The 22,924-nt window shown below is 54.8% G+C and carries 19 protein-coding genes; 18 read left to right on the top strand and 1 reads right to left on the bottom strand.

Features of this window, described 5'->3' with window-relative positions:
- Positions 1-90: 90 nt before the first annotated feature.
- A complete protein-coding gene (locus RB298_RS33010; RefSeq protein WP_486050594.1) occupies positions 91-765 on the top strand; it encodes a sulfite oxidase-like oxidoreductase in 675 nt (224 codons plus the stop codon).
- A gap of 1 nt (position 766) precedes the next feature.
- Positions 767-1,498 carry a nucleoside phosphorylase gene (locus RB298_RS33005; protein ID WP_213580406.1) on the top strand — a complete coding sequence of 244 codons (732 nt, stop codon included), beginning with the start codon at positions 767-769 and terminating at the stop codon, positions 1,496-1,498.
- Between the two features lie 119 nt (positions 1,499-1,617).
- Here RB298_RS33005 and RB298_RS33000 read toward each other — a convergent pair whose 3' ends face one another.
- Positions 1,618-2,088, bottom strand: coding sequence for a DinB family protein (locus tag RB298_RS33000; protein WP_375120752.1), 471 nt, complete (start codon positions 2,086-2,088; stop codon positions 1,618-1,620).
- 246 nt (positions 2,089-2,334) lie between these two features.
- Between RB298_RS33000 and RB298_RS32995 the strand changes: the two genes are divergently transcribed.
- The 16 genes from RB298_RS32995 to htpG all read left to right on the top strand — a co-directional run bounded on the left by RB298_RS32995 (position 2,335) and on the right by htpG (position 22,835).
- Positions 2,335-2,853: a TetR/AcrR family transcriptional regulator gene (locus RB298_RS32995; protein ID WP_486050511.1), complete on the top strand. Its 519-nt coding sequence runs from the start codon at positions 2,335-2,337 to the stop codon at positions 2,851-2,853.
- Positions 2,854-2,975: 122 nt separating this feature from the next.
- Positions 2,976-3,932 carry an NAD-dependent epimerase/dehydratase family protein gene (locus tag RB298_RS32990; RefSeq protein ID WP_486050509.1) on the top strand — a complete coding sequence of 319 codons (957 nt, stop codon included), beginning with the start codon at positions 2,976-2,978 and terminating at the stop codon, positions 3,930-3,932.
- A 519-nt stretch (positions 3,933-4,451) separates the two neighbouring features.
- Positions 4,452-4,919 (top strand): RNA polymerase sigma factor, encoded by a 468-nt coding sequence (locus RB298_RS32985; RefSeq protein ID WP_096775145.1) that lies wholly within the window; start codon positions 4,452-4,454, stop codon positions 4,917-4,919.
- Positions 4,916-6,124, top strand: coding sequence for a hypothetical protein (locus RB298_RS32980; RefSeq protein ID WP_486050507.1), 1,209 nt, complete (start codon positions 4,916-4,918; stop codon positions 6,122-6,124). Before RB298_RS32985 ends, RB298_RS32980 begins: the two co-directional genes overlap by 4 nt.
- A gap of 20 nt (positions 6,125-6,144) precedes the next feature.
- Positions 6,145-6,342, top strand: a complete 198-nt coding sequence (locus tag RB298_RS32975; protein ID WP_009594397.1) for a hypothetical protein — start codon at positions 6,145-6,147, stop codon at positions 6,340-6,342.
- Positions 6,343-6,512: 170 nt separating this feature from the next.
- The gene (locus tag RB298_RS32970) at positions 6,513-7,112 is read left to right on the top strand and encodes a TetR/AcrR family transcriptional regulator (protein WP_213580408.1); all 600 of its coding nucleotides are present in this window, start codon (positions 6,513-6,515) and stop codon (positions 7,110-7,112) included.
- Positions 7,105-7,797: a YqeB family protein gene (locus tag RB298_RS32965; protein WP_486050505.1), complete on the top strand. Its 693-nt coding sequence runs from the start codon at positions 7,105-7,107 to the stop codon at positions 7,795-7,797. The genes RB298_RS32970 and RB298_RS32965 overlap by 8 nt, the downstream gene beginning before the upstream one ends.
- Before the next feature lie 272 nt (positions 7,798-8,069).
- Complete coding sequence (locus RB298_RS32960) at positions 8,070-9,776, top strand: amylo-alpha-1,6-glucosidase (protein ID WP_486050503.1); 1,707 nt, start codon at positions 8,070-8,072, stop codon at positions 9,774-9,776.
- A 217-nt stretch (positions 9,777-9,993) separates the two neighbouring features.
- The gene (locus RB298_RS32955) at positions 9,994-11,739 is read left to right on the top strand and encodes a cache domain-containing sensor histidine kinase (protein ID WP_486050501.1); all 1,746 of its coding nucleotides are present in this window, start codon (positions 9,994-9,996) and stop codon (positions 11,737-11,739) included.
- On the top strand, positions 11,717-12,892 hold the full coding sequence (locus RB298_RS32950; RefSeq protein WP_486050499.1) for a response regulator transcription factor: 1,176 nt from the start codon (positions 11,717-11,719) through the stop codon (positions 12,890-12,892). Before RB298_RS32955 ends, RB298_RS32950 begins: the two co-directional genes overlap by 23 nt.
- A gap of 141 nt (positions 12,893-13,033) precedes the next feature.
- On the top strand, positions 13,034-14,311 hold the full coding sequence (locus RB298_RS32945; protein ID WP_096775151.1) for an ABC transporter substrate-binding protein: 1,278 nt from the start codon (positions 13,034-13,036) through the stop codon (positions 14,309-14,311).
- 23 nt (positions 14,312-14,334) lie between these two features.
- Complete coding sequence (locus RB298_RS32940) at positions 14,335-15,354, top strand: carbohydrate ABC transporter permease (protein ID WP_096775152.1); 1,020 nt, start codon at positions 14,335-14,337, stop codon at positions 15,352-15,354.
- Positions 15,351-16,163: a carbohydrate ABC transporter permease gene (locus tag RB298_RS32935; protein WP_486050496.1), complete on the top strand. Its 813-nt coding sequence runs from the start codon at positions 15,351-15,353 to the stop codon at positions 16,161-16,163. The genes RB298_RS32940 and RB298_RS32935 overlap by 4 nt, the downstream gene beginning before the upstream one ends.
- Before the next feature lie 150 nt (positions 16,164-16,313).
- Positions 16,314-19,412 carry a glycoside hydrolase family 2 TIM barrel-domain containing protein gene (locus RB298_RS32930; RefSeq protein ID WP_486050592.1) on the top strand — a complete coding sequence of 1,033 codons (3,099 nt, stop codon included), beginning with the start codon at positions 16,314-16,316 and terminating at the stop codon, positions 19,410-19,412.
- Positions 19,413-19,466: 54 nt separating this feature from the next.
- A complete protein-coding gene (locus RB298_RS32925) occupies positions 19,467-20,708 on the top strand; it encodes an MFS transporter (RefSeq protein ID WP_486050494.1) in 1,242 nt (413 codons plus the stop codon).
- Between the two features lie 249 nt (positions 20,709-20,957).
- Positions 20,958-22,835: a molecular chaperone HtpG gene (gene htpG / locus RB298_RS32920; protein WP_096775155.1), complete on the top strand. Its 1,878-nt coding sequence runs from the start codon at positions 20,958-20,960 to the stop codon at positions 22,833-22,835.
- The last annotated feature ends 89 nt before the right edge of the window (positions 22,836-22,924 follow it).

Genomic DNA, 22,924 nt, shown 5'->3' with positions numbered 1-22,924 from the left:
CGCGTAGTCCGCTACGCGACAACCTGTGATTGAAGTCATCCCGTCGATAAGCGGATGCGAAAGCGATCAAGCGTAAAGGAGATGAACATGGTGCATAAAAAAGCAGAACGTTTGAAAAAAATGAAGCCGATGGCGGTGGGCAACCTGACCGAAGAGCAGCGGGCCAAGCTGCCGCCGGGGCAGACGCTGACCGAGAAGTTCCCGATTTTGCATGAAGGGGAGGTTCCCCATTACGACATGTCGGAATGGACCCTCCGGGTTTTCGGCGAAGTGGAAGAGGAACGGACCTTTACGTATGAAGATATTCTGGCGCTGCCAACGGTAACGGTGAACACCGACATTCACTGCGTCACGCGCTGGTCCAAGTTCGATACGGTATGGGAGGGCATCCTGTTCCGGGATTTCATAGCAGGGCTTCGGATCAAGCCGGATGCCAAATACGTCATGTTTCATGCCGATCCCGATTATGACACGAATGTGCCGATCGAGGATTTGCTCCGTGACGATGTGCTGCTGGCCTATCGTTTCAACGGCGAGCCGCTGACGGACAAGCACGGCTGGCCGCTGCGCACGGTCGTGCCGCACCGATATTTCTGGAAGAGCGCCAAGTGGCTGCGCGGCATCGAGTTTATGAAGGAAGACCGCCCGGGCTTCTGGGAACGTAACGGCTTCCACAACGAAGCGGACCCGTTCAAGGAAGAGCGGTTTAGCGGCGAGGCGCTGGATATACCCGAAGACGAATGGACACGTAAGGAGTTTGACTAATATGTTGATGCCTATTTTGCAAGTGAACTCGGAGGATATACCTGAATTTGTGATCGTCTGCGGCGATCCGAAACGCGCGGAGACGATATCCCGTAAGCTCGAAAATGCGCGCGAGCTGGCATTCAGCCGCGAGTACCGCACTTTCGTGGGGACGCATGAAGGCGTTGAGCTGGCGGTAACCAGCCATGGCGTCGGCTGCCCGGGAGCGGCCGTTTGCTTCGAGGAGCTGATCCGCGCGGGCGCGAAGACCTTGATTCGCGTGGGGACCGCCGGGTCTTATCGGGCGGACACTCCTGCAGGAAGCCTTGTGGTCAGCACCGCGGCGATCCGTACGGACGGTCTGACGAAGCAGCTGGTGCCGGACGGCTTTCCGGCGGTTGCGGACAGCCAGGTGGCGGAGGCGTTGTACGAATCCGCGCTCGCGATCGGCGAAGGCGTCGTGCGCAAGGGCATAACCGTCACGCTGGACGTGTTCTTTAACGGAGTCGAGGAAGTGCCGCACCAGAAATATAAAGCGGCCGGCGCGCTCGGCGTCGAGATGGAAATTGCGGCGCTTTACGTCGTTGCGGCGATCCGCGGCGTTCGCGCCGGCGCGATTGTGGCCATGGACGGCTTTGCCGACGCCGACCTTGCGGCCGAGTACGACCCGAACACAAACGTGGTTGCCGACGCGGTGGAGCGCGAGATTAACACCGCTTTGCAGGCCGTGGTGAAGCTGGCGAAGCAAGGCTAGCCAGGGATGAAGAAAGCCGGATTCCTCAGCGTAAGCTGCAGGAAATCCGGCTTTCTATTTTGAGTAAGAGGTAATTCCTTTTGATAACTTAAAACAGCAAATCCAGCCGTGTCTTGTTTTTACTGCTTGGCCGGCTGAAGCGTGAAGAAGGGAACCTTCTCGATTCCGACAGCCCGCACGTAAGTAAACAACTGTCCTTTATGGTGGATTTCATGGTCGACCATATTGTTTAACCACACGTTGCCGGGCGCTGTGAACCCATTGAAGTCGAGCGGCTGCTCAAGCTGGCTGTCGGACAATTCGGCAAAAAGGGCCTTGGTCGATTCGGTCGACGCTTGCACGATATTTCGAATGTCATCGATGGTCTCGAATTGGGTGGAAATCGAGGGTGGAGTAAACGAGCCGTTTTGGATGGAACGCAGGAACATATCCGAGGCTGCCGCAATATGAACAGCTAATCCGCCCAAGGTATAGGCATTTTCCCACGGTTTATAATCCAAATGCTCGCTCTGTACGTCCTGCAGCAGCTGAAGCAAGACCGTACGGTGTCTATGCCATCGTTCGAATTGCTGTTGACCTTCATGACTCATGGTTGATCCTCCTTGATCGATTACAGGATAAAGTCTTGGAATAGGCTCCCGTCTTATTTGCGGTTCATAAACACAATTCGATAAGAAATAGCGGATTCCTCCCCTATGCTCAAGCTATCCCAGGTGTTGAATTCAATAATTTTGGAAGAAAACAGTTGCAAAAGGAAAACGGACCGTATATACTGAGTTCAATTAGTGATTGGTCAATCAATAATAAATCATAACGAGTGAGAGGAGGTTGGTTGAATGGCTAGAGCTTCAACCTCTGCGAATCGGCGAAATGAGATTGTAGCAGCAGCAATCGAAGTGTTTGCAGAGATCGGATACTATCGCGCGACCACGGCTCAGGTTGCCGAACGGGCAGCGATATCCCAGCCTTACGTCTATCGGTTCTTTACCAAGGAATCGCTGCTCGTGGAATCGCTGACGGTCTCCTGGAAGCGCATCGTGCAGGCATTTCAGGGGGTCATCGAGTCCGCTGCTCCGGAGGAATTGGAGACGGGCCTGATCCGGGCGTACGAAGGGATCGTGCAATCCCATCGCAGCGAAATCTTGCTGCAGATGCAGGCGCAGACGATCCAGGAAGCGCCTATCCGCGAAGCGATGCAGCTGGGAATGAACGAGGTGAAGGACCTGGTTCAGCATGCTTTCGTGAAAGCGGGATTCGAGGATGCCGACAAGAAAACCTCCGATTTTCTGGCCCGGGGGATGCTGTGCAATGTAGCCATGGCGATGGATATGCCGAATATGATGCCCAAAAGATAAGGCGCACGTCGATGTGCCGCACCGCGTACTGCATCAGGTTGTGCGCGGTGGAGAAAGGGCATTTCTTTTTTAATCAATTGTGATTGATCAATCAATTATTTTAATATGAGGAGAGATTGATGATGAAAAAAGCGATTGTTTTGGGTGCGACAGGCGGCGTAGGCGCCCCATTAACGGCGGAGCTGGTGAAGCGCGGAATTCAAACGGTAGCCTTCGGCCGTTCCGTTAAGAAGCTGAATGAGCTGGCTGAGCAGCTGGACTATTCTCCTCTGCTTACGCTGGAAACGGGAGATGCCTTTAATCCGGAGGATATCCGAAGAGCCGCGGATGGGGCCGACGTTATTTTTCAAAGTGCCAATATTCCTTACCACGAGATGGAATCCAGGCTGCTGCCGCTGGGGGAATCGGTCATGACGGCTGCGGAGAAGCTGGGGACCAGGGTTGTGGTGGTAGATGGTATTTATCCGTATGGCAGACGCTTAATGGAAAAGGCAACGGAGGATCATCCCAAAAAACCGCATACCCGTAAGGGCAAAATAAGATTGGCCTACGAGCAGCTGATCTTCTCGTCGCGCTGGCATAAAGCAAACCCTCTTATCGTAAGGCTGCCCGACTACTATGGCCCTTCCGCGCAGGCATCCTATTTATCCGTCACGATGGAAGCCATTGCTGCCGGGAAGCCAACCGCCTTCATCGGCAACATGAGCGTTCCCCGCGAATACGTCTATTTGCCGGATGCCGCCCGCATGATCGTAGAGATTGCCGAGAGAGAGGAGTCCTACGGGCAGAACTGGCATATCCCCGGACCGGGCGTGATTTCAGGCCATGAGCTGGTGCGGATTGCGCAGCAGACCGCCGGAAAGCGCAAGGCGGTAATGCCGCTCGGACGAATCGGGCTCTCCCTGATCGGGTTATTCAATCCGGTGATGAAAGAGGTGGTTGAGATGCTGTATTTGACCGAGGAGCCTTTGGTGCTGAGCGGCGAGAAATACGAGCGCCTGATCGGTCCGATTCAATGGACGCCTCATGAGCAGGCGATTGCGGCGACCATGAGGGGGTTAATGAAAAAACGCGCATGAGCAGCGGAAGCCATGAAGAGTGGCGCAGCAGCGATATCATGATATGCGAAGGGATTATTTTTTAGATATTAGTAATTGATCAATCAATAATAAAATAGGATTTCTTACTCGAGTTGTTGTCTCTTAGAAGGAGGTGAATCCAATATGGCTAAACTTCAGCTCAAGTTTATGGACGGTTTCTTTGCGGCGGTTATGCTGGTGTGCATGCTTAGCTGGTGGGATTAAGGCATCAGGGAAGAGGAGTTGTTAGCGGCTGAATGAAAATAGAAGGAGGATGCAAGCATGAAGGAAGAGATGCGTTCGATATGGTTTTCCAGGCACTCGCTCTTGCTGGGCGCAGTAGCCGTACTGCTAGTGCTGTTCTCCATGTGGGATTAATGTTCGTTAACACGCTGACCGCGAAGACGGTCGGCGTGTTTTTGATTGGTTGAAAAATAATTTTCGAGAATATCCATCAGTTTCTTTTTCCCAAACGTTATATTAACAGAAAAGACAAAACGAAAAGTGAGAGGTTGGCTAATGCAAGTATGTGATCTCTATGAAAACCTGAAGGACGATGTCCAGCGTTATGCCAGATCCATCGCCAAGCATGCTTACGAAGCGGATGATCTGGTCCAGGATGCCTTTATGAAAGCCATCAAGGAGCCGAACCTGGCAGCGCTGCCCCTTCACAAGCAAAAGGCCTGGTTCTTCAGAGTCGTCAAAAATCGCATGATCGATATTAGCCGCCGGGAGAAGCGGCTCGTATCGTGGGAGGATGATCTGGTCTTCGCCGAGCTCCCCGTTTCAAGCCGCAATATAGAAATGACGGAATGGCTCGCCCGTTTGCCGCAATCGCAGAGCGATATCGTGTTTAAGCGCTTTTGGCTCGGGATGTCCAGCCAGGAAATCGGCGAGCAGCTGGGTATGCCGGCAGCCACGGTTCGTTACAAATTGCAAACCGCCATCAAAAAATTGAGAAAACTATGGGAGGAAGATATGAAATGAGCAGAATCATCGAGAATGTAGGGATGTTGGATCTTACGCAGGCTACGGAGGAAACCGTAACAAGCATCGAACGGATCGGAAACGTAGGTCTCGTAATATACCGGGCAGAGACGGCACACCTCCTCACGCTGTTGAAAAACGCAGGCAATATCGGCAAGACGATTGAAATCCCCGAGGGACACCGTTATTACAGCGGCACGCTGCGGCTGAACGAGGAATATTTTCAGCTCTTGGAGCAGCCGGACCGCGTATTCGTTAACGGCACGGTCATCATCGATAAAGGAGTATCCCTTGAAGCATTCCAGAGCGGCACGCTGCACTTGGTGGTTAACGGCGAGGTCTATGCTCCACGGCATCTGGCCGCTGCCGTTACCTCTGCACTCCTCAAAGTGGGAGGCGCCAGCGCGGAGATTCACGCTTACGAATACGAACCCCGGTTCGAGTCCGGGAAAGTGCAGCTGAACAATGCATATCTGGCCTCCAACAGCGAGCCTATGGAGCTGGTCCTGAACGGCATGGTTCATCTGGATAAGGAGCTGGATATGGAGCAGTTCTCGGCCCGGATTGAAAAGATCCAAGTCAACGGCAAGGCGATTATCCATGAACATCAATCCCCGTATTTCTACGATAAATTGAAAAAGATCAACGGCTTGGTCGAGGTGATCCCGGCAGGATTCGAGCATGTAACCAAACCGTTACGGCTAAACGCAAGAAGCGTACGGCGCTTTAAAGGCCATAAGCTCTACACGAATAAGCCGCTCATTCTCGAGGCGGACGTGACCCGGGACGCCTTCAGCCAGGCCGTGTCGGAGATACAGTCAACTTCGTTCATCATTTGCGGCGAAGAGATCGAAGATCTGGTCTGGGAGCGCTGCCCCAACCTGAATACGGAAATCGTAAGTTATGAGCGGCTGTTTGTGTTCATCAGCGGCGAGGAGACCTGGTCGAGGGATCAGCTGGCGGCTTTGGGCCAGCCGGCGAGCTTCATAGTTGACGGGACGCTGACCTTTGACGATGACGTCACCGAGGAAGATATTAAGGCTTCGATGTCCTCCCTGGATCTCTTCGGCGAAGTCGTTGTAGGGGAAAAAAGAATTAAAGGCATTTTGTACCCTTACCTTCGGGCAAACAATGGAAGTATTATAGTGAAGGGGACGGAAGAGGAGCTTGCAGGTATTGGTAATGTCGGAATGTTGTCGCTATAAAAAGAAATGAGGAATGAAACATGAATATCAATAATGAAGATATTGCCAAACAGCATGTTCGCGATCTCCGTCAGGAACTGGAACGATGCCGGATGGCAACGAAATTGCGCTCGAAACGCAATGCAGCGGCCCACGCCGCAAAGACCGCACGCACGGTCGAAGGAAAGTGGAAGGCGCTGCTTGAAACCATCATCATGATGGGAAGAAGAATGCTTTAATCGGTTGAGCCGGTTAAGCGACAAATCCTAATTCTTATGAATCGTCGATGCGATAAGCATCGGCGATTTTTAGTTTTTTTGCCTACCGATAGTTAAAAAATATTGACATCCTTCATCATCCATCTTAAAATTCTACCTATCGGTAGGTAAAAAAAGGAGCGGATGACAGCGTGAAAAAGAAGGATTTAACCTCGCAGCAAATCGTCGAGGCTGCCATCGGATTGTTTGCGACACATGGCATCGAGAAGACCAGCCTGGCGATGATTGCCGGCGAAGTGGGCATTACGAAACCGTCGATTTACTATCACTTTGCGTCCAAGGATGAACTGGTGGAGCGGGTCTTTGAATACATGTTCAGCGATTATCATTTCGATCATTATTTCTCCCTAACCGGGCTAAATGCGTTTAACTTTGCAGAGCAGCTGTACCAGGGCGGGCTGCGCATGTTTCCCGAGGAGGAAGAAGCTTTCGTGCCGGTGATGCGCTTATTGAGCGAGTTCATGCTGACCGCAAACCGGAATGCCAATTACGGCCAGCGGGTAGCTGCCATGCAGCAATCGTTCCTGGACGGCTTTCGGGAATTCATGAATCTGGGGGTCGACTTCGGGATCGTCGATCGTCAGCATGCGGATTCCAAGGCCTATGTTCTGGCTCTGGTCATCGATAATATCACGAGTTATATCATGATGGAGATTCCGCTGGACTATCAAGCGGTCTGGAAAGAAGCGGTGAACAGCGTTCTCAGGAAAGGAGCGGACCCCATTGAATAACGAGAGGGAATACAGTGATCTCGGATTATCATGGGCAGACCGGTTGCTGGTATGGGCGGTGCCGCCTTTATTAGGCGCGGTGGTCGGCTGGTTTTTGCCTGCCATTGCGGATTGGGCAACGGGCCTGGCTTGGGTGCCATTTCAAGGACCCTTGGAGTTGATCGCATCGATCCAGGGCCCATGGGTTGTTATCGTAACCGCTCTCGTGGGGCTGCTTGCTGGGACGGTGCTCTCTCACTTAGCCATTAAAGAAAGCCTTGCGGTTCGCCTGTCGGACAAGGAGATTACAAACCGCATACATGAAGCTGAACAAACCTTTACGAGAGAAGAAGTTTCCGCTGCCTTTATGGACGGCAAGCAGCTGGTCCTGTTGGGCAACGAGGGGGAGGAGCTCTATCGCGAGAAACCCGAAGCCAAGCGGGAAACGGTGGCCGAAGCCTTCAAGCGGCACGGTTACTCCTGGAGAGACCGCGATCCGTTCGCCGACCATTACGTCAGATGGGTTGCCGATTCGCCGGAACTGACGCCCAGCATGAACGCGCTCTTCCTGGCACGGGAGAAGGCCATCGAGAACGAGAATCGAGAGGACGCGGCTGATCTGCGCCGGGAGCTCTCGAAGCTGGGCATTACCGTGCGCGATGACAGAAAAAGACAATATTGGCGTCAGCACGGGCAGAAGCCATAACAGGCATAGCGACCATGAGGGCTGGCTGGTCCGATAAACGGACGATCCCGGACGGAGATTGAATCCTCCGACCGGGATGACGTCATCGGCTGCGGTCACCCCAGACATTCGCCCGCACATTTGTATCCCCTCATATCGAACAAAATGACACCTCCCTCGCTAAAGCAAGCGTGCCCCGAACAATATCCCTCTATCGGCAAGACATCCGTCAGTCCTCTCCTTCCTTGAGAAGTTTTACAATGAAAGCGATACCTCAGCGAAGGAGATGTCCTATGAATTTTGATCTGAATATCGTACCTTTCAGCCGAAGAGAGTCCTTCTTGGCGATATCCCTCCTGCCAGCGGCCAAGGATCGCAGACAAGGTCTTTACCTGCGAACCGTCCGCGGAGGGGATGACAAGTTTGGCGAGGCGTTTCTGATAGAACTGCTAAACCGGCAGAACGAGCCGGTTCCGTTTGAACCTATTGCATCACCCGACAACATCAGGCTAACGGCCTCCGATTCGTTAGGCCATGCGGATATTTGTTTATCGGACTCCCGGACCGTGCGATTCCGCTCGGAAGGCTGCGGCATCCGGCTTACCTTTTTCCCCGCCGCGTATGATTATGCCTATGAGACCCATCCGGACGGCTGGGAGGTGAACAGCTTCACGCATGGCTGCCGCTTCATGCTGACCCGGCTTGCGGGCCAGATGGGCATGGAGGTTGAATGGAACGAGATCAAGAGCTCGCGTGTGACCGCCGACTTTTCCGTGGATCCTGCATCCAATGTGGCCGAATTTGCGGTCGAAGAGTTCATGACCGTCTTGAAGCCGCGCGGCGAATGGGAGTCCTTCGACGATGCGGTTGTAAGCGCTCGCGAGGATTACGCCAGATGGCTGAACAATACCCTTGCCGTCTCTGAGCAGTGGCAGGAAGCCAGGGAGCTGGCCGCCTATATTACCTGGTCCTGCGTGGTTCCCGCCGAAGGCTGCCTGACCCGCCCGGCCATGTACATGTCCAAGAATTGGATGACCAACATCTGGAGCTGGGACAACTGCTTTAACGCGATGGCTCTCGTACGGCATCAGCCGGAGCTGGCTTGGGACCAGTTCATGATCTTTTTTGACCGGCAGGATGAGAGCGGCCTGATCCCGGACTTCGTGAACGATAAATACGAGCTTTGGAATTGCAACAAACCGCCGATTCACGGCTGGACGCTGGCCTGGATGATGCGTCGGACGGATTACATCAAGGAGGCCCAGCTGCGCGAGGTCTATGGCCCTCTAGCGAAATGGACGCAGTGGTGGTTCACGCACCGGGATCATGACGGCGACGGCATTCCCCAGTATAACCACGGCAACGACTCGGGCTGGGACAACAGCACGGCGTTCAATAACGGCATTCCCGTTGAGAGTCCCGACCTTGCCTCTTATCTGATTATCCAGATGGAGACGCTGGCCGAAATCGCGGGCTTGCTGGGCCTGTCGGAGGAGTCGGCCGGATGGAGACGGAGAGCGGACGATACGCTGGACCGCATGATTCGGCACTTCTGGAAGGACGGCCGGTTTACGGCCTGCCGTTCGGGAACGCATGAGCCGTCCGAAGGGGACAGCCTGCTGCTGTTCGTTCCTATTCTGCTGGGTAAACGCCTTCCCGAGTATATCCGCACGGCTCTGCTGGAAGGGCTTCGGGATGAAAGCCGATTTCTGACGAGCAACGGCTGGGCGACCGAAAGCGTAAGCAGCCCATACTATAAGCCGGACGGATATTGGCGCGGACCGATCTGGGCTCCTTCCACGATGCTGCTGGTCGAAGGGGTGGCGGCGGCCGGCGATAAGGAGCTGGCCATGGAGATTGCGCAGCGGTACTGCCGAATGGTCAGTCTCAGCGGCATGGCCGAGAATTTTGATGCCCTGACCGGAGCCGGGCTGCGCGATCGGGCTTTCACCTGGACCTCCAGCGTATTTTTGATTTTGGGACATGAATACACGTTATAACTGTCACGGAATCACACTTCTTCCCGGGCTTTTGGCCTTGCGGAGGAGGTGCTTTTTCCGTTTCCTCTCATTTTCCAGTTGCCGCCTAATTACAAGCCCTTTGTTCAGGTTTATAATGAAAGCGGTATCACGGGATCTCGTAAGCAGTACAGCCGCATGGCGAACGATCGGATGGATGTTCACGATACGATTCGATACGACAATGGGGAGAGTAACCATGAATTTTCAGGGAATCAAAGACCGAGCCGGACGGATGTTCACCGGCACCTATCACAGCATAAGAACCAAGCTGCTTACCTGTTTTTTAGTCGTCACCCTGATTCCGCTGTTCTCGCTTGGCGGACTTTCCTATGTGCAATCCGCTAAAGTGATTAACTCCCAGTTCGGCAAATACGGCGATAATGCCGTAGCGCAGCTGGAGCAGCAGACCAGTTCGGCTTTGGGGCGGATGAAGCAGACGGCGGAGACGATTTATTCCTACCTGCTGGACCCGAGCCATTCGGGAATCGGGAACGGGACGCCGTCCACCTATGGCGACATCATGGAGAAGAACGATTTCGAATCGTTGTTGAAGTCCCTGCGGACGCAGCTGACAGCCGGGATCTACATCATAACGAGCTCCGGTTATTACTATGGGGAGAACAACCTGGACGTGAATAAACTCGGCAATATCCCGGCGTGGAACGTCAGGCCGAAAGCCTATGCCGGCACCTATTGGCTGGGCTTCTATCCGCAGGATCATTCCATTAATAACAGCGATAGCGACAACGTGCCTGTCCTAGGATTGGCGGTGCCGATCCATCACCCGGACAAGGCTCAGGACGGCAGCGTCATCCTGATCGAGGAGAACGCCGAGGAGCTGCTGCGAAGTTATGCCAAGTTCGAGGCCGACACGCATGCCCACCTGCTTATTACATCGCCGGACGGCACGGTCGTGTATGAGACGGACGCTCCGTATACGCCCCATGACAGCGATGTGGCCTGGACCCGGACGATTGACGCCAACCAATGGACCATGGAAGCCAGAATTCCCGCCAAGGCGTTCTATCAATCCTCGGACGTGATCCGGGCGAACACGATGGTTGTTGCCATCGTCTCCTGCCTGCTCGCTTTTGGCATCGCCTATCTGTTCTCCTCCCGGTTCACTTCGCGGATCCGGACCTTGAAGGACTCGATGCAGAAGGTAAGCTTCGGCAAGCTGGATACCCGTACGCCGATCGAGGGCAGGGATGAGCTGGGCAGCCTCGACATGAGTTTTAACCGGATGGTAACGGGCGTGCAGACCCTGATTGGCGAGGTGGAGCAGAGCGAGCGGCTGAAAAAAGAGGCCGAGCTGCGCGCATTCCATTATCAGATCAACCCCCATCTGCTGTTCAACACCCTGAATTCCATCCAGTGGAAGGCCCGGCTGCAAGGCGCGGAAGACATTCGCCAGATGCTGTACCATCTGACGATGGTGCTGGAGGGAAATCTGGATATTTCCCAGGAGCTCGTTACCCTAAACAGGGAGCTGCGCATGATCGGCCACTTCCTGAAGATTCAGGAAATCCGGTACGGTGAAGTATTTCGTTATCGCCTGGATTGCGATGATTCGCTTCTGCCGTATTTGATTCCGCGGATGACGCTTCAGCCGCTGTTCGAGAATATATTTTTCCATGCCTTTACGGACGGGCAGGGAGAGATCCATGTCAAGGTCGAGGAGGATCATGACGAGCTTGTGCTCACGCTCCGCGATAACGGAGCCGGCATCAGGGAGGACAAACTGGCGCGGTTGTTTTCGCCGGAGACGAAGCGGAAGGGCCGCGGCGGGCTTGGCGTGCGGAACGCCGACCAGAAATTCAAGCTGCATTTCGGTCCGCTCTACGGACTGAAGGTGCATTCGGTTAAGGGAGAAGGAACAACGATCATCATACGCTGGCCGAAAAGGGAGGAGTCTTTCGATGATGAATACAGGGAACATTAAAGTGATGATTGCCGACGACGAAAGCATTGTGCGCAAGGGACTCCGCTCCACGGTGCCCTGGGAACGGTTCGGGATGGAGGTTGTGGCGGACAGCCCTAACGGCCAGGCAGCCTGGGAGGCTTTTCTGGAGTTTCGGCCGCAGGTCGTCATTACGGATATCGTCATGCCGGAGATGGATGGGATCGAGCTCTCCCGGAAGGTGAAGGAGGCTGCGCCGGAAACCCGGATCATTCTGCTCAGCTGCCACCGGGATTTCGAATATGCCCAGGAAGGGATGCGGCTTGGCGCGTCCGGATATCTGCTGAAAACCGCCTTCGAGGACGAAGAGCTCGAAGCGATGCTGGGTAAATTTCAACGCGAGCTGTCTGATGCGCCGGCCAACGTGTACGGGCTGGAAGAACAGGTTTCCGCCCATTTGTTTGCTTGGCTTAACGGGCACAGCGACCGTTTCCCCGGAGAACTCTGGGAGCTTTGCAGCCGCGCCGGGCTGGGAGAGGGCAAGCCCATTTCGCTGTATCTGATCAAAACGGCGGGCTGCAGCGGCAGTTGGGAGCACCTGCTGAAGGAGCAGGGCTCCAAGGAGCCGGGATTGCGCAGCAGCAAGCGGGTCCCGTACGGCGCGGACAGCTGCTATTGGGCCGTGCCGGAGGAATATAAGGAAGCGGCGGACGGGCTGCTGGTGGAGATTAAGAGCCGATGCGGGAAGCTTGCCTGGAATTGGCGGGGAGGTCTTCAGGACTCGGTGGATGTGCAGAAAGCCTTTCAATCCTTGCACAAGGAAGCCGAGCTGGAGCGGGTGTACGGTCTGAACGGAGAGCAGTGGCCGGAGCCGATCCTGCAGGCGGTTCATCTGCTGCACGAACATCCCGCGGACGAGTGGTCGGCAGCGGAGCTGGCCCAGCAGGTGGGGCTGAGCCGCAGCCATTTTTCGATCCTGTTCAAGAAAACGGTCGGCGACAGCTTCATCGCGTTCCAATATAAGCGCAAGCTCCGCCTTGCTTACGGCCTGCTGCGCGAAACCTCCTTAACGATGCAGGAGATCGCCGAGAAGACGGGACTCGGAGACAGCAAATATTTCAGCAAATGGTTCAAGCGCTGCACGGGTCAGACGCCAAGCCAATACCGTGCCGAACAAAAAGGGGAATCATCGTAAACAAATGAACACCCGCGGGCTAAAGTTCGAACAAAAATACGATCATCTGCGAATCAGCGCACGTTTTGAACCGCTTTCATCCGAGTTATGATGAAAGCGGTTCAATTCATATCAACTCAATACTTTAGGGGAGCTGACAATATGAAAAAGAAAATGTCATGGATCGCAATGGTTTCGGTTATGACGTTAATGGCATCGCTGCTGGCCGCATGCGGCGGCAGCGGCGGGACCGGCAGCGCGAAGCAGCCGGACGGCAGCTCGTCGGAGGCGGCAACCACGCTTCGTTTCGCGACATGGGATACGGGAGATGCGCTGAAGATCGAGCAGGAGATCGCCAAGAAGTTCGAAGAGTCGCATCCCGGCACGAAGGTGCAGGTCGAGGCCTATGCCGACGGATTCGATCAGAAGCTGGCCGCCGGATTCGGCGCAGCCAATCCGCCGGACGTGATGTACATGTGGGATTTTCCGACGTATCACCAGTCCTTGGAGCCGCTGGATGGTTACGCGTCCAAGGACGAGGATTTGAACATCGATGATTTTTACCAAGGATTGTTCAACTACGGCAAGATCGACGATCAGCTGTACGGAATCCCGGCGGGCTTTACGACCCGGGTGGTGTACTACAACAAGAAGATGTTCGACGATGCGGGCATTGCTTACCCGAGCGATGGATGGACATGGGCGGAATTCCAGGAAATCGCCCAGAAGCTGACGGATAAATCGAAGAAGCAGTACGGCTTCGGCGTGCGGGCCGAGAACGATACGTATGACCTTCAAGGGTTCGTATGGAGCAACGGCGGATCCTTCATCTCGGAGGACGGCACGACGATCGAAGGCTACATGAACAGCAAGGAAACGGCGGAAGCCATTCAGATGCTGGGCGATATGCTCAAGAACGGCTCGGCGGTCCTGACCGGAGGCAAAGGGCAGCAGAGCGGGGAGGATATTTTCAAAGCCGGCAAGATTGCCATGTGGGAGAGCGGCATCTGGCCGCTGGAATCCTTCAGGGAAGCCGGAATCGATGTGGGCACGGTAGAGATGCCGGCCTTCGAGGGCAAGCCAGTGAAGGGCGTATTGGCCGAATCCGCGTTATCCATAGCGAAGGATTCCAAGAACAAGGATCTGGCGTGGGAGTTCATCAAATTCTACGTATCGGATGAAGCGATCAAAATGCGCGTGGCCGACCTGCCGGTCCGGGTCAGCGTGGTCAACGAGCTGAAGAAGGACCAGGATCCGCTCTACAAGCCGTATTACACGATGCTGGAGCGCTCGGACAATACGCCGGCCTTTCTGCTGAATCCAAAATGGAACGAAGTGAACCGCCAACTGTCGGCAGCCGTGGAATCCGTCATGTTCGGCAGCGATGCGCAGGAGGTTCTGAACCAGGCGGTGAAGGATAGCGAACGCTATTTGAAATAATCGAAGAAAGAAGGTTCGCGAAAATGGCCCAAACGCAAGTGCCTTACCCACAACAGCAGACAGCGGCCCCGAAGCGACTTGGACCAAAACGTTGGGGTGGGGCCGTGCCCTACCTCTTCATTTTTCCATGGATATTCGGATTCCTGGTTTTCACGCTTGGCCCGCTGCTGTTCTCCCTCGTCATTTCGTTTTTTGATTGGCCGATCGTAGGCCAAGTGACCTTTGTCGGCATCGACAACTATGTGGAGATGTTCTCGAACGATCCGCTGTTCTGGAAATCGCTGCTGGTTACGCTGAAATTCGCGGCTTTGTTCGTGCCGCTGAACATCATCGTGGCTTTGGGGCTTGCCATGCTGCTGAATCAGAAGGTAAAAGGGAGCGCATTCTTCCGCACCGCCTTCTACCTGCCGTCGGTCATTTCCGGCGTCGCCCTCGCCATGATCTGGTCCTGGGTATACAGCGGGGATTACGGAATCCTGAACTATTTCTTATCGCTGGTCGGCATCGAAGGGCCGGACTGGCTGAACGATACGAAGTGGTCCCTGGTCGCCATGGTCATTGCAAGCCTATGGGGACAGGGCTCGATGATGCTTATTTTTCTGGCGGGTCTCAAGGGAATTCCGAAGGACCTGTATGAGTCGGCCTCGATGGACGGGGCGGGCAAGATTCGGCAGTTCTTCAATGTGACCATTCCGATGATCACGCCCACGCTGCTGTTCAACCTGATTACGTCCATCATCGCCGCGTTCCAGCAGCTGACGCTGGCGCTTCTGCTCACGGGCGGAGGCCCGCTGAAGTCGACGTTTTTCTATGCGATGTACATGTACGAGAATGCGTTCAAATATTTCAAGATGGGGTATTCCGCAGCCAACGCCTGGTTCATGTTCCTGATCGTGCTGACGCTGACGTTCCTCGTGTTCAAGTCTTCGGAGGCCTGGGTGTTCTATGAGGGCGAGATGAAGACAAAGAAGGAGAAGGAGAAGGCGAAGCCGAAGCGTGCCAAGCAAGGGGTTCAAGCCAGCAGGGAGGGAGGTTCCGTATGAAAAAGGTGATCACGTACGCACTGCTCATTCTGTGCTCGCTGCTGTTCATTGCTCCGCTCTTCTGGGCCGTCACGACGGCGCTGAAGTCGCAGCAGGAGCTGTATCTGTTTCCTCCGAAATGGTTTCCTTCCGTGTGGAGGTTCAGCAATTTCGCGGAGGCCTGGAGCATTCAGCCGTTTAACCTGTTTTTGAAAAATACGCTGATCGTGACGCTGCTGTCGACGCTCGGGCAGCTCGTCTCGTGCACGCTGGTAGCTTACGGGTTTGCCCGGTTTCAATACAAGGGGCGGGACGCGCTGTTCCTGATCGTGCTTGCCACCATGATGATTCCTTGGGAAGTGACCATGATTCCGCAGTATATGGAGTTCAATTACCTGGGCTGGATCAATACGCTCAAACCGCTCATCGTTCCGTCCTGGTTCGGCTCCGCTTATTTCATTTTTCTGCTGCGCCAGTTCATCATGACCTTGCCGAAGGAGCTGGATGAAGCGGCAACGATTGACGGGGCGGGCAAAATGACGGTTCTGCTGCGGATCATCGTGCCGCTGATGGGTCCGTCGCTCATCCTGGTGGCCGTGTTCCATATGATGAGCTGCTGGAACGATTACCTGGGCCCGCTCATCTTCCTGAACGACCAGACGAAATATACGCTGACGCTGGGGTTATCCCAATTCAAGGGCATGCACGGCGTCGACATGCAATCCATTATGGCCATCACCTGCCTGATCTCGATTCCGCCGCTGGCCGTCTTTTTCTTCGCGCAGCGTTATATCGTTGGCGGCATCGCCACAACGGGGATCAAGGGGTAAACGGTGCCGGCGATAAGCGGCATCCACAATGGATATGGAGCTTGAAGCAGCATCAGAACATAGAAGTGCGTGTTCAAAAAGTCATGGAAAGATGGCTTTTTGAACGACCTCTAGAAGCTTAGACCGCTTGGGAAAGGATGGAGAGACATGATGAAAGACCATCGTATCGGCCGCGACTGGGATGACCTGAGCGTGCTGGAACGAAATCGGGCAAAAAGCCGGGCCTATTTCATTCCGTTCGCGGATGCGGACGGAGCGCTCAGTTATGACAGAGGCAGCTCGGCCTGGTACCAATCGCTGAACGGGGTGTGGAAATTCCACTATGCCGAGGAGCCGGAGAGCGCTCCGGAAGCATTTTATGAGGAGGATTACGATGTATCGGCCTGGGATGACCTCCCGGTTCCGGGACACTGGCAGCTGCAGGGCTACGGGCATCCGCATTACACGGACCTGTACTATCCGTTCCCCGTGGACCCGCCGCATGTGCCAAATGCGAATCCGACCGGGAGCTATGTCCGCGAGTTCGAGCTTCCGCTGCATTGGGACGGCAGAAAAATTTGCGTCAAATTCGACGGGGTGGACAGCGCGTTCCATGTGTGGCTGAACGGGTCGTTTATCGGCTACAGCCAGGGGAGCCGGCTGACTTCGGAGTTCGATCTGACCCCTTATGTGAAGCCCGGCGTTAACAAGATGTCCGTCCGGGTATACCAATGGTCCGATGGAAGCTACCTGGAAGACCAGGACATGTGGTGGATGAGCGGCATTTTCCGGGACGTATACCTGATCGCGGAGCCATCGGCTCTTCGCGTCAACGACTTCCGCGTAACGACCGAGCTGGATGCGGAGTATCGAAACGCGAAGCTGCAGGTGCAATTGGAGCTGGAAGGTACGGAGCGCGGCTTCGTCCAGTTGCAGCTGTTGAATGGCGCCGGAGCGGAAGCGGGGTCAACCGGCAAAGACGTCGGGCACTCTTCCGTGGAGAATTTTGAGATCGAGGTGGCGGGCCCGGATTTATGGAGTGCCGAGTCACCGGCGCTGTACCACCTGGTGATCACCCTGCGGGATAATCAGGGGGAGACGCTGGAGACGGTGGCGCAGCGCGTCGGCTTCCGCTCCATCGAAGTGAAGGACGGACAGCTACTGGTAAATGGCAAGGCAATCCTGCTGAAAGGCGTCAACCGCCATGACCATCATCCGGATACGGGCCGAACCGTCACCCTGTCCACGATGTTGGAGGACATCCGGTTGATGAAACAGCACAACATCAATGCCGTACGGACCGCTCATTACCCGAATGATCCCCGGTTCTACGAGCTGTGCGACGTGTACGGGCTGTACGTGATGGAAGAGACGGATCTGGAGACCCACGGCTTTGAGCCGCTCGGCAACATTTCCCGCCTGAGCGACGATCCGGATTGGAAGGAAGCGTACGTGGACCGCGTCCGTCGGATGGTGGAGCGGGATAAGAACCATCCGTCCGTGCTGTTCTGGTCCCTCGGCAACGAATCCGGCTTCGGCTGCAATTTCCGCGCGATGGCGGAGTGGTGCCGGGAGCATGATCCGACGAGACTGATCCATTACGAGGAGGACCGCGAAGCCGAGGTGTGCGACGTGGTGAGCACGATGTATTCCTCCGTCGAGAAGATGGAGGGCTTCGGCAAAATGGCCGATCATCCCAAACCGCATATTCTGTGCGAATTCGCGCACGCGATGGGCAACGGCCCCGGAGGCTTGCGTCCCTACTTCGATGCCTTTGAAGCGCATCCCCGCCTGGCGGGCGGTTTCGTATGGGAATGGATCGATCACGGGCTGAGCAGAAGGACCCCGGACGGCCGGATGGATTATGCGTACGGCGGCGATTACGGCGATGTGCCGAACAACAGCAATTTCGTCATCGATGGTTTGGTCCGTCCGGACCGGACGCCTTCACCCGGACTTCTGGAATACAAAAAGGTCATTGAGCCTGTCCGCATGTCGATGCGAAGACACGGTGTGCTTCATATCATGAACCGCTATGATTTCATTTCGCTGGATCATCTGCAGGCCCATTACCGGGTGCTGTCCGATGGACAGCTTGTCCATAGCGGAGTCCTGCAGCTTCCCCGCATCGAAGCAGGCACAAGCGCGGAGCTAAGCCTCCTGAAGGCCTTGGAGCAAGCGACAATAGGCGTGAATCCGTACGCCGAGCTGTGGCTGGAGGTATCCCTCTCGCTGGCCGCGGACTGCCGCTGGGCGGAACGGGGACATGAAGTGGCATGGTCCCAGCTTCTGCTGCGGGAATCGTCGAAGCCCGAATTCGAGCCGACGGCTGCCTTACGGCGGGGAGCTTTGCAGATTAGCGAGGAGAAGCATGGCCTTCACGTCGGGAATGGAAGCTTTCAGCTGTCCCTCAGCGCCCTTCATGCCGGCTTCGAAACCTTGTCCATGCATGGCAAAAGAATTGCACTTGGCGGACCGGCGCTGAATTTCTGGCGTCCGCCGATCGATAACGACATGTACGTGCTTCCGGATTGGCGCAAGGCCCATCTGGACCGGCTCTCCGAGCGGGTCGATCATTTCGAATGGAAGCGATTGGACCGGGAATGCGTTGAGGTAAAGCGGGTTTCCCGCATCGCTCCGCCGGTATACGACTGGGGCTTCCGCTGCGAAACGACCTATACGATCACTTCCAGCGGCCTGATCATCATGGACGTGAAGGGTGAGCCGATCGGCACGCCGCCCGGCATGCTGCCCAAAATCGGATTGCAAATGCAAGTCGCGGGCGACATGGAACATGTCCGGTGGTACGGCAGAGGACCTGGGGAAAGCTACCCGGACAGCCTGGAAGCGGGACGGTTCGGGGAATACCGCAGCACCGTGGATAAATTGTTTACGCCCTATATCTATCCGCAGGAAAACGGGAACCGCTCGGATGTCCGCTGGGTCTCGCTGGCGGATGGTGCGGGGTTGGGGCTTCTTGCCGTAGGCGACCCCTCCCTTAATTTCAGTGCGAGCCGCTACACCGATCAGGACGTGGAGTCTGCCGCGCATGCCAGCGATCTGGTTCCGCAGCGTTTCATTACGCTGAATCTGGATTACCGGCAGAACGGGCTTGGCAGCAACAGCTGCGGTCCGGCACAGGCTCCCGAGCACTCGATCAAGCCGGAGCCGTTCTCGTTCCGCATGCTGCTGAAGCCTTACGCTGCCGAGGATACCGATCCTGTACGGTTGAGCCGGCGGATGCGCTCGGAAGCGGGATTATACGAGTAACCCGGTGATGTTCATCTCATATCGTTACCGGATTTTCTGGAGAAGGGGAATAACATGTCCTTTTACATCAAAGACCTGCTGCAGCTGTCTACGGGGGTGCGCCGGTTCCTGATAAGCGAGGCCTTCTACGGCATCGGCATCGGCCTCTATACACTCGTCCTGAATCTGCATCTGCTCTTCCGGGGGCTAAGGGAAGACGAGATCGGCGCGTTGGTGTCGATGGGCATTCTGATTATGGGCGTGCTCGCCATTCCGGTATCCCTGCTCGCCAACCGGGCAGGAAGAAAAAAACTGCTGGTTACCGGCGTATTCTTTATCGCCGCAGGCAATGTGCTGTTTGCCATCAGCGATGATTTGCTGTGGTTCTATGCCGCTCAAGTCATGGTGTCTGCCGGGTTGACGCTGGTGGAGACAACGGAGATCCAGCTTCTCTTCCATTATTGCCGGTCCCGTAAAGAGGAAGCCCGTGCATTCTCCCTGATGTTTGCCGTCTTTACGGCTTTTACGGGACTCGGAACGCTCGCGGCCGGATATATCTCGAAGGGGCTCGAAGGAAGCAGGGGTTATGAAGTGTCGCTTCTGCTGACCGGGCTGGTGCTTGTGCTTCACGGCGTCATCCGGGCATTCTGGCTGCCTGCCGAGCACAAGGCTTTGGAAGAGGCAGCGGCGGCAGCTTCGCCTTCAAGAGGATGGTCCAGGTTAATGGGACCTCTATCGTCCGGGACCTTATGGCTGTTCGCCGTGTTTACCGCGCTGCTCGGCGGCTGTATCGCCATGACGGGCTCCTTCCTGAACGTCATCGTGAAGTTCCGCCTGGATTGGATGGACGACCAGGTATCCCTGATTCTGGCCATCGGCGCGATCCTGCTGTTTATATGCTCATTGATGACGCCGTACGTCATGGAGCGGTTCGGTTATAACACGGCCATTATCTCGGTATTTATCGTCAATATTTTGCTGTTTGCCGCGCTGTACATGATTCTCCCCGTATGGCTGTTCGTCGGGCTGTTTCTGTTGCGGGGCGGCGGCGTGACCATGCTGTCCAATCTGCTGGACAGTCTGCTGATGTCGGCTTTCAATGAGAAGGAACGAAACCTGTACGCCGGCATGCGGTCGGTATTCCGGAGTTTAGGTTCGTCCGGGGCAACCTTTGTCGCCGGACTGATCCTGGCCCGGCAGGATTACCGGCTTCCCTTTCTGGCCACCGCCGGCGTGCTGCTCTTATGCGGTTTGTATTACGTATGGTGGATTCGTCCTGTTTTATCCAAGAGATTAAATAGCAGCATCGAGTCATGAATGTGGAGGGCTGTCTAAAAAGGGGATTCCTTTTTAGACGGCCCTTTCGGCGCTTGCTGCCCGTTCTCCAGAGATTCATCCGAAATCATCTGCATCGCCGATCAAAGGTTGCTGCCGCGTTTGAGTCATGAAAGTCTCCAAACATATTGACATCAAAAATTGGTACATGTTTAAATAGAAGAAGTGTTAGCACTCTATTGTAAAGAGTGCTAAAAGAAACCTCGTTCAGATTGGAAAGGAGATTTTTTCATGGCGAAAAAACAGTTTAAAGCTGAATCCAAACGGCTGCTCGAGATGATGATCAACTCCATCTATACGCAGCGCGAGATATTCCTGCGCGAGCTGATTTCGAATGCCAGCGACGCAATCGACAAGATTTATTATAAAGCGCTGACCGACGACAGCCTGACCTTTAATAAAGAGGATTACTACGTTAAGATTACCGCGGATAAAGCCAACCGCACGCTGACCATTGCCGACACCGGGATCGGGATGACCAAGGAAGACCTTGAGAACAACCTCGGCGTCATCGCGAAGAGCGGTTCCCTTGCATTCAAGAGCGAGAATGAAGCGAAGGACGGACACAATATCATCGGCCAATTCGGCGTGGGCTTCTACTCCGCCTTCATGGTGGCCGACGTCGTTACCGTGACGAGCCGTGCCCTGGGCAGCGATGAGGCATATAAATGGGAATCCGAAGGCGCGGACGGGTATACCATTACGCCTGCCGAGAAGGATTCCGTCGGAACCGAGATCGTGCTGAAGATCAAGGAGAATACGGAAGACGATCAGTATGACGAGTATTTGGAAGAATACCGCCTAAGAGCGATCATTAAGAAGTACTCCGATTTTATCCGTTATCCGATCAAAATGGACGTGAAAACGCAGCGTCCGAAGGCAGATGCCGAGAACGAGTTCGAGGAAGTTCAGGAAGAGCAGACCATCAACAGCATGGTGCCGATCTGGCGCAAGAACAAAGGCGAGCTGACGGACGAAGATTACGTCAACTTCTATAACGAGAAGCGTTACGGTTTCGATAAACCGCTCAAACATATTCACGTCAAAGCGGATGGTGCCGTGGTATATAACGCGATTCTGTTCATTCCCGAGAATACGCCGTTCGATTATTACACCAAGGAATACGAAAAAGGGCTTGAGCTCTATTCCAACGGCGTTCTGATCATGGACAAATGCGGAGACCTCCTGCCGGACTACTTCAGCTTCGTGAAAGGGATGGTCGATTCGGAGGATCTGTCGCTGAACATTTCCCGCGAGATGCTGCAGCATGACCGCCAGCTGACGCTGATCGCGAAGAACATCAAGAACAAAGTGAAAAGCGCGCTGCAGGGCATGATGAAGGACGAGCGGGAGAATTACGAGAAATTCTTCGCATCCTTCGGCCGAGGCCTGAAATTCGGCGTTTACAACGATTACGGCATGAACAAGGAAGATCTTCAGGACCTGCTGCTGTTCACGTCCTCCAAGGAGAAGAAGCTGGTTTCGCTGGATGAGTACGTGTCCAGAATGCCAGAGGATCAGAAGTATATCTATTATGCTTCCGGCGACTCCATCGACCGGATCGAGAAGCTCCCGCAGACCGAAATGGTGCTGGACAAAGGCTATGAAATCCTGTACTTTACGGACGATGTCGACGAGTTTGCGATTAAGATGCTCATGAAATACAAGGAGAAGGAATTCAAATCGGTATCCAGCGGGGATCTCGGCATCGATTCCGAGGCCGACAAACAGGAGAATGAAGCCGAGGAGAGCGACAACAAGGAGCTCTTTGAAGCCATGGGCAGCCTCTTGGCCGGCAAAGTGAAGTCCGTCAAAGCCTCCAAACGACTGAAATCCCATCCGGTGTGCCTGTCCACGGAAGGCGAAGTCTCGATCGAGATGGAGAAAATCCTGAAGGCGATGCCGAACGGGCAGGATATCCAAGCCGACAAGGTGCTGGAGATCAACACGAACCATGAGGTGTTCCAGTCCCTTAAGGCGCTGCAGGGGGATCAGGATAAGCTGAAGCTCTACACGAATCTGCTGTACAATCAGGCGCTGCTGATCGAAGGCCTGCCGATTGCCGATCCGGTGGAATTCACGAACGATATTTGCAAAATCATGGTGTAAACCGTAGTAGGTAAAACTCATGCGATGATAACTAACAAACCCGATGCTTTGGCGTAAGGCGCCAGGGAATCGGGTTTGTTTTTTTGCTG

The sequence above is a fragment of the Priestia sp. BR_2 genome, assembly GCF_041954005.1.
GTDB classification, from domain to species: Bacteria; Bacillota; Bacilli; order Paenibacillales; family Paenibacillaceae; genus Paenibacillus_AQ; species Paenibacillus_AQ lautus_A.
This window is presented reverse-complemented; position numbering and strand designations above follow the sequence as displayed.

Excerpts from the sequence above, each read along its gene's own strand:
- RB298_RS32985 (WP_096775145.1), top strand. The coding sequence starts at position 4,452 with ATGCAAGTATGTGATCTCTATGAAAACCTGAAGGACGATGTCCAGCGT.
- RB298_RS32955 (WP_486050501.1), top strand. The coding sequence starts at position 9,994 with ATGAATTTTCAGGGAATCAAAGACCGAGCCGGACGGATGTTCACCGGC.
- RB298_RS33000 (WP_375120752.1), bottom strand. The coding sequence starts at position 2,088 with ATGAGTCATGAAGGTCAACAGCAATTCGAACGATGGCATAGACACCGT.
- RB298_RS32960 (WP_486050503.1), top strand. The coding sequence starts at position 8,070 with ATGAATTTTGATCTGAATATCGTACCTTTCAGCCGAAGAGAGTCCTTC.
- RB298_RS32930 (WP_486050592.1), top strand. The coding sequence starts at position 16,314 with ATGAAAGACCATCGTATCGGCCGCGACTGGGATGACCTGAGCGTGCTG.
- RB298_RS33005 (WP_213580406.1), top strand. The coding sequence starts at position 767 with ATGTTGATGCCTATTTTGCAAGTGAACTCGGAGGATATACCTGAATTT.
- RB298_RS32950 (WP_486050499.1), top strand. The coding sequence starts at position 11,717 with ATGATGAATACAGGGAACATTAAAGTGATGATTGCCGACGACGAAAGC.
- htpG (WP_096775155.1), top strand. The coding sequence starts at position 20,958 with ATGGCGAAAAAACAGTTTAAAGCTGAATCCAAACGGCTGCTCGAGATG.
- RB298_RS32940 (WP_096775152.1), top strand. The coding sequence starts at position 14,335 with ATGGCCCAAACGCAAGTGCCTTACCCACAACAGCAGACAGCGGCCCCG.
- RB298_RS32980 (WP_486050507.1), top strand. The coding sequence starts at position 4,916 with ATGAGCAGAATCATCGAGAATGTAGGGATGTTGGATCTTACGCAGGCT.
- RB298_RS32975 (WP_009594397.1), top strand. The coding sequence starts at position 6,145 with ATGAATATCAATAATGAAGATATTGCCAAACAGCATGTTCGCGATCTC.
- RB298_RS32935 (WP_486050496.1), top strand. The coding sequence starts at position 15,351 with ATGAAAAAGGTGATCACGTACGCACTGCTCATTCTGTGCTCGCTGCTG.
- RB298_RS32990 (WP_486050509.1), top strand. The coding sequence starts at position 2,976 with ATGAAAAAAGCGATTGTTTTGGGTGCGACAGGCGGCGTAGGCGCCCCA.
- RB298_RS32925 (WP_486050494.1), top strand. The coding sequence starts at position 19,467 with ATGTCCTTTTACATCAAAGACCTGCTGCAGCTGTCTACGGGGGTGCGC.
- RB298_RS32945 (WP_096775151.1), top strand. The coding sequence starts at position 13,034 with ATGAAAAAGAAAATGTCATGGATCGCAATGGTTTCGGTTATGACGTTA.
- RB298_RS32995 (WP_486050511.1), top strand. The coding sequence starts at position 2,335 with ATGGCTAGAGCTTCAACCTCTGCGAATCGGCGAAATGAGATTGTAGCA.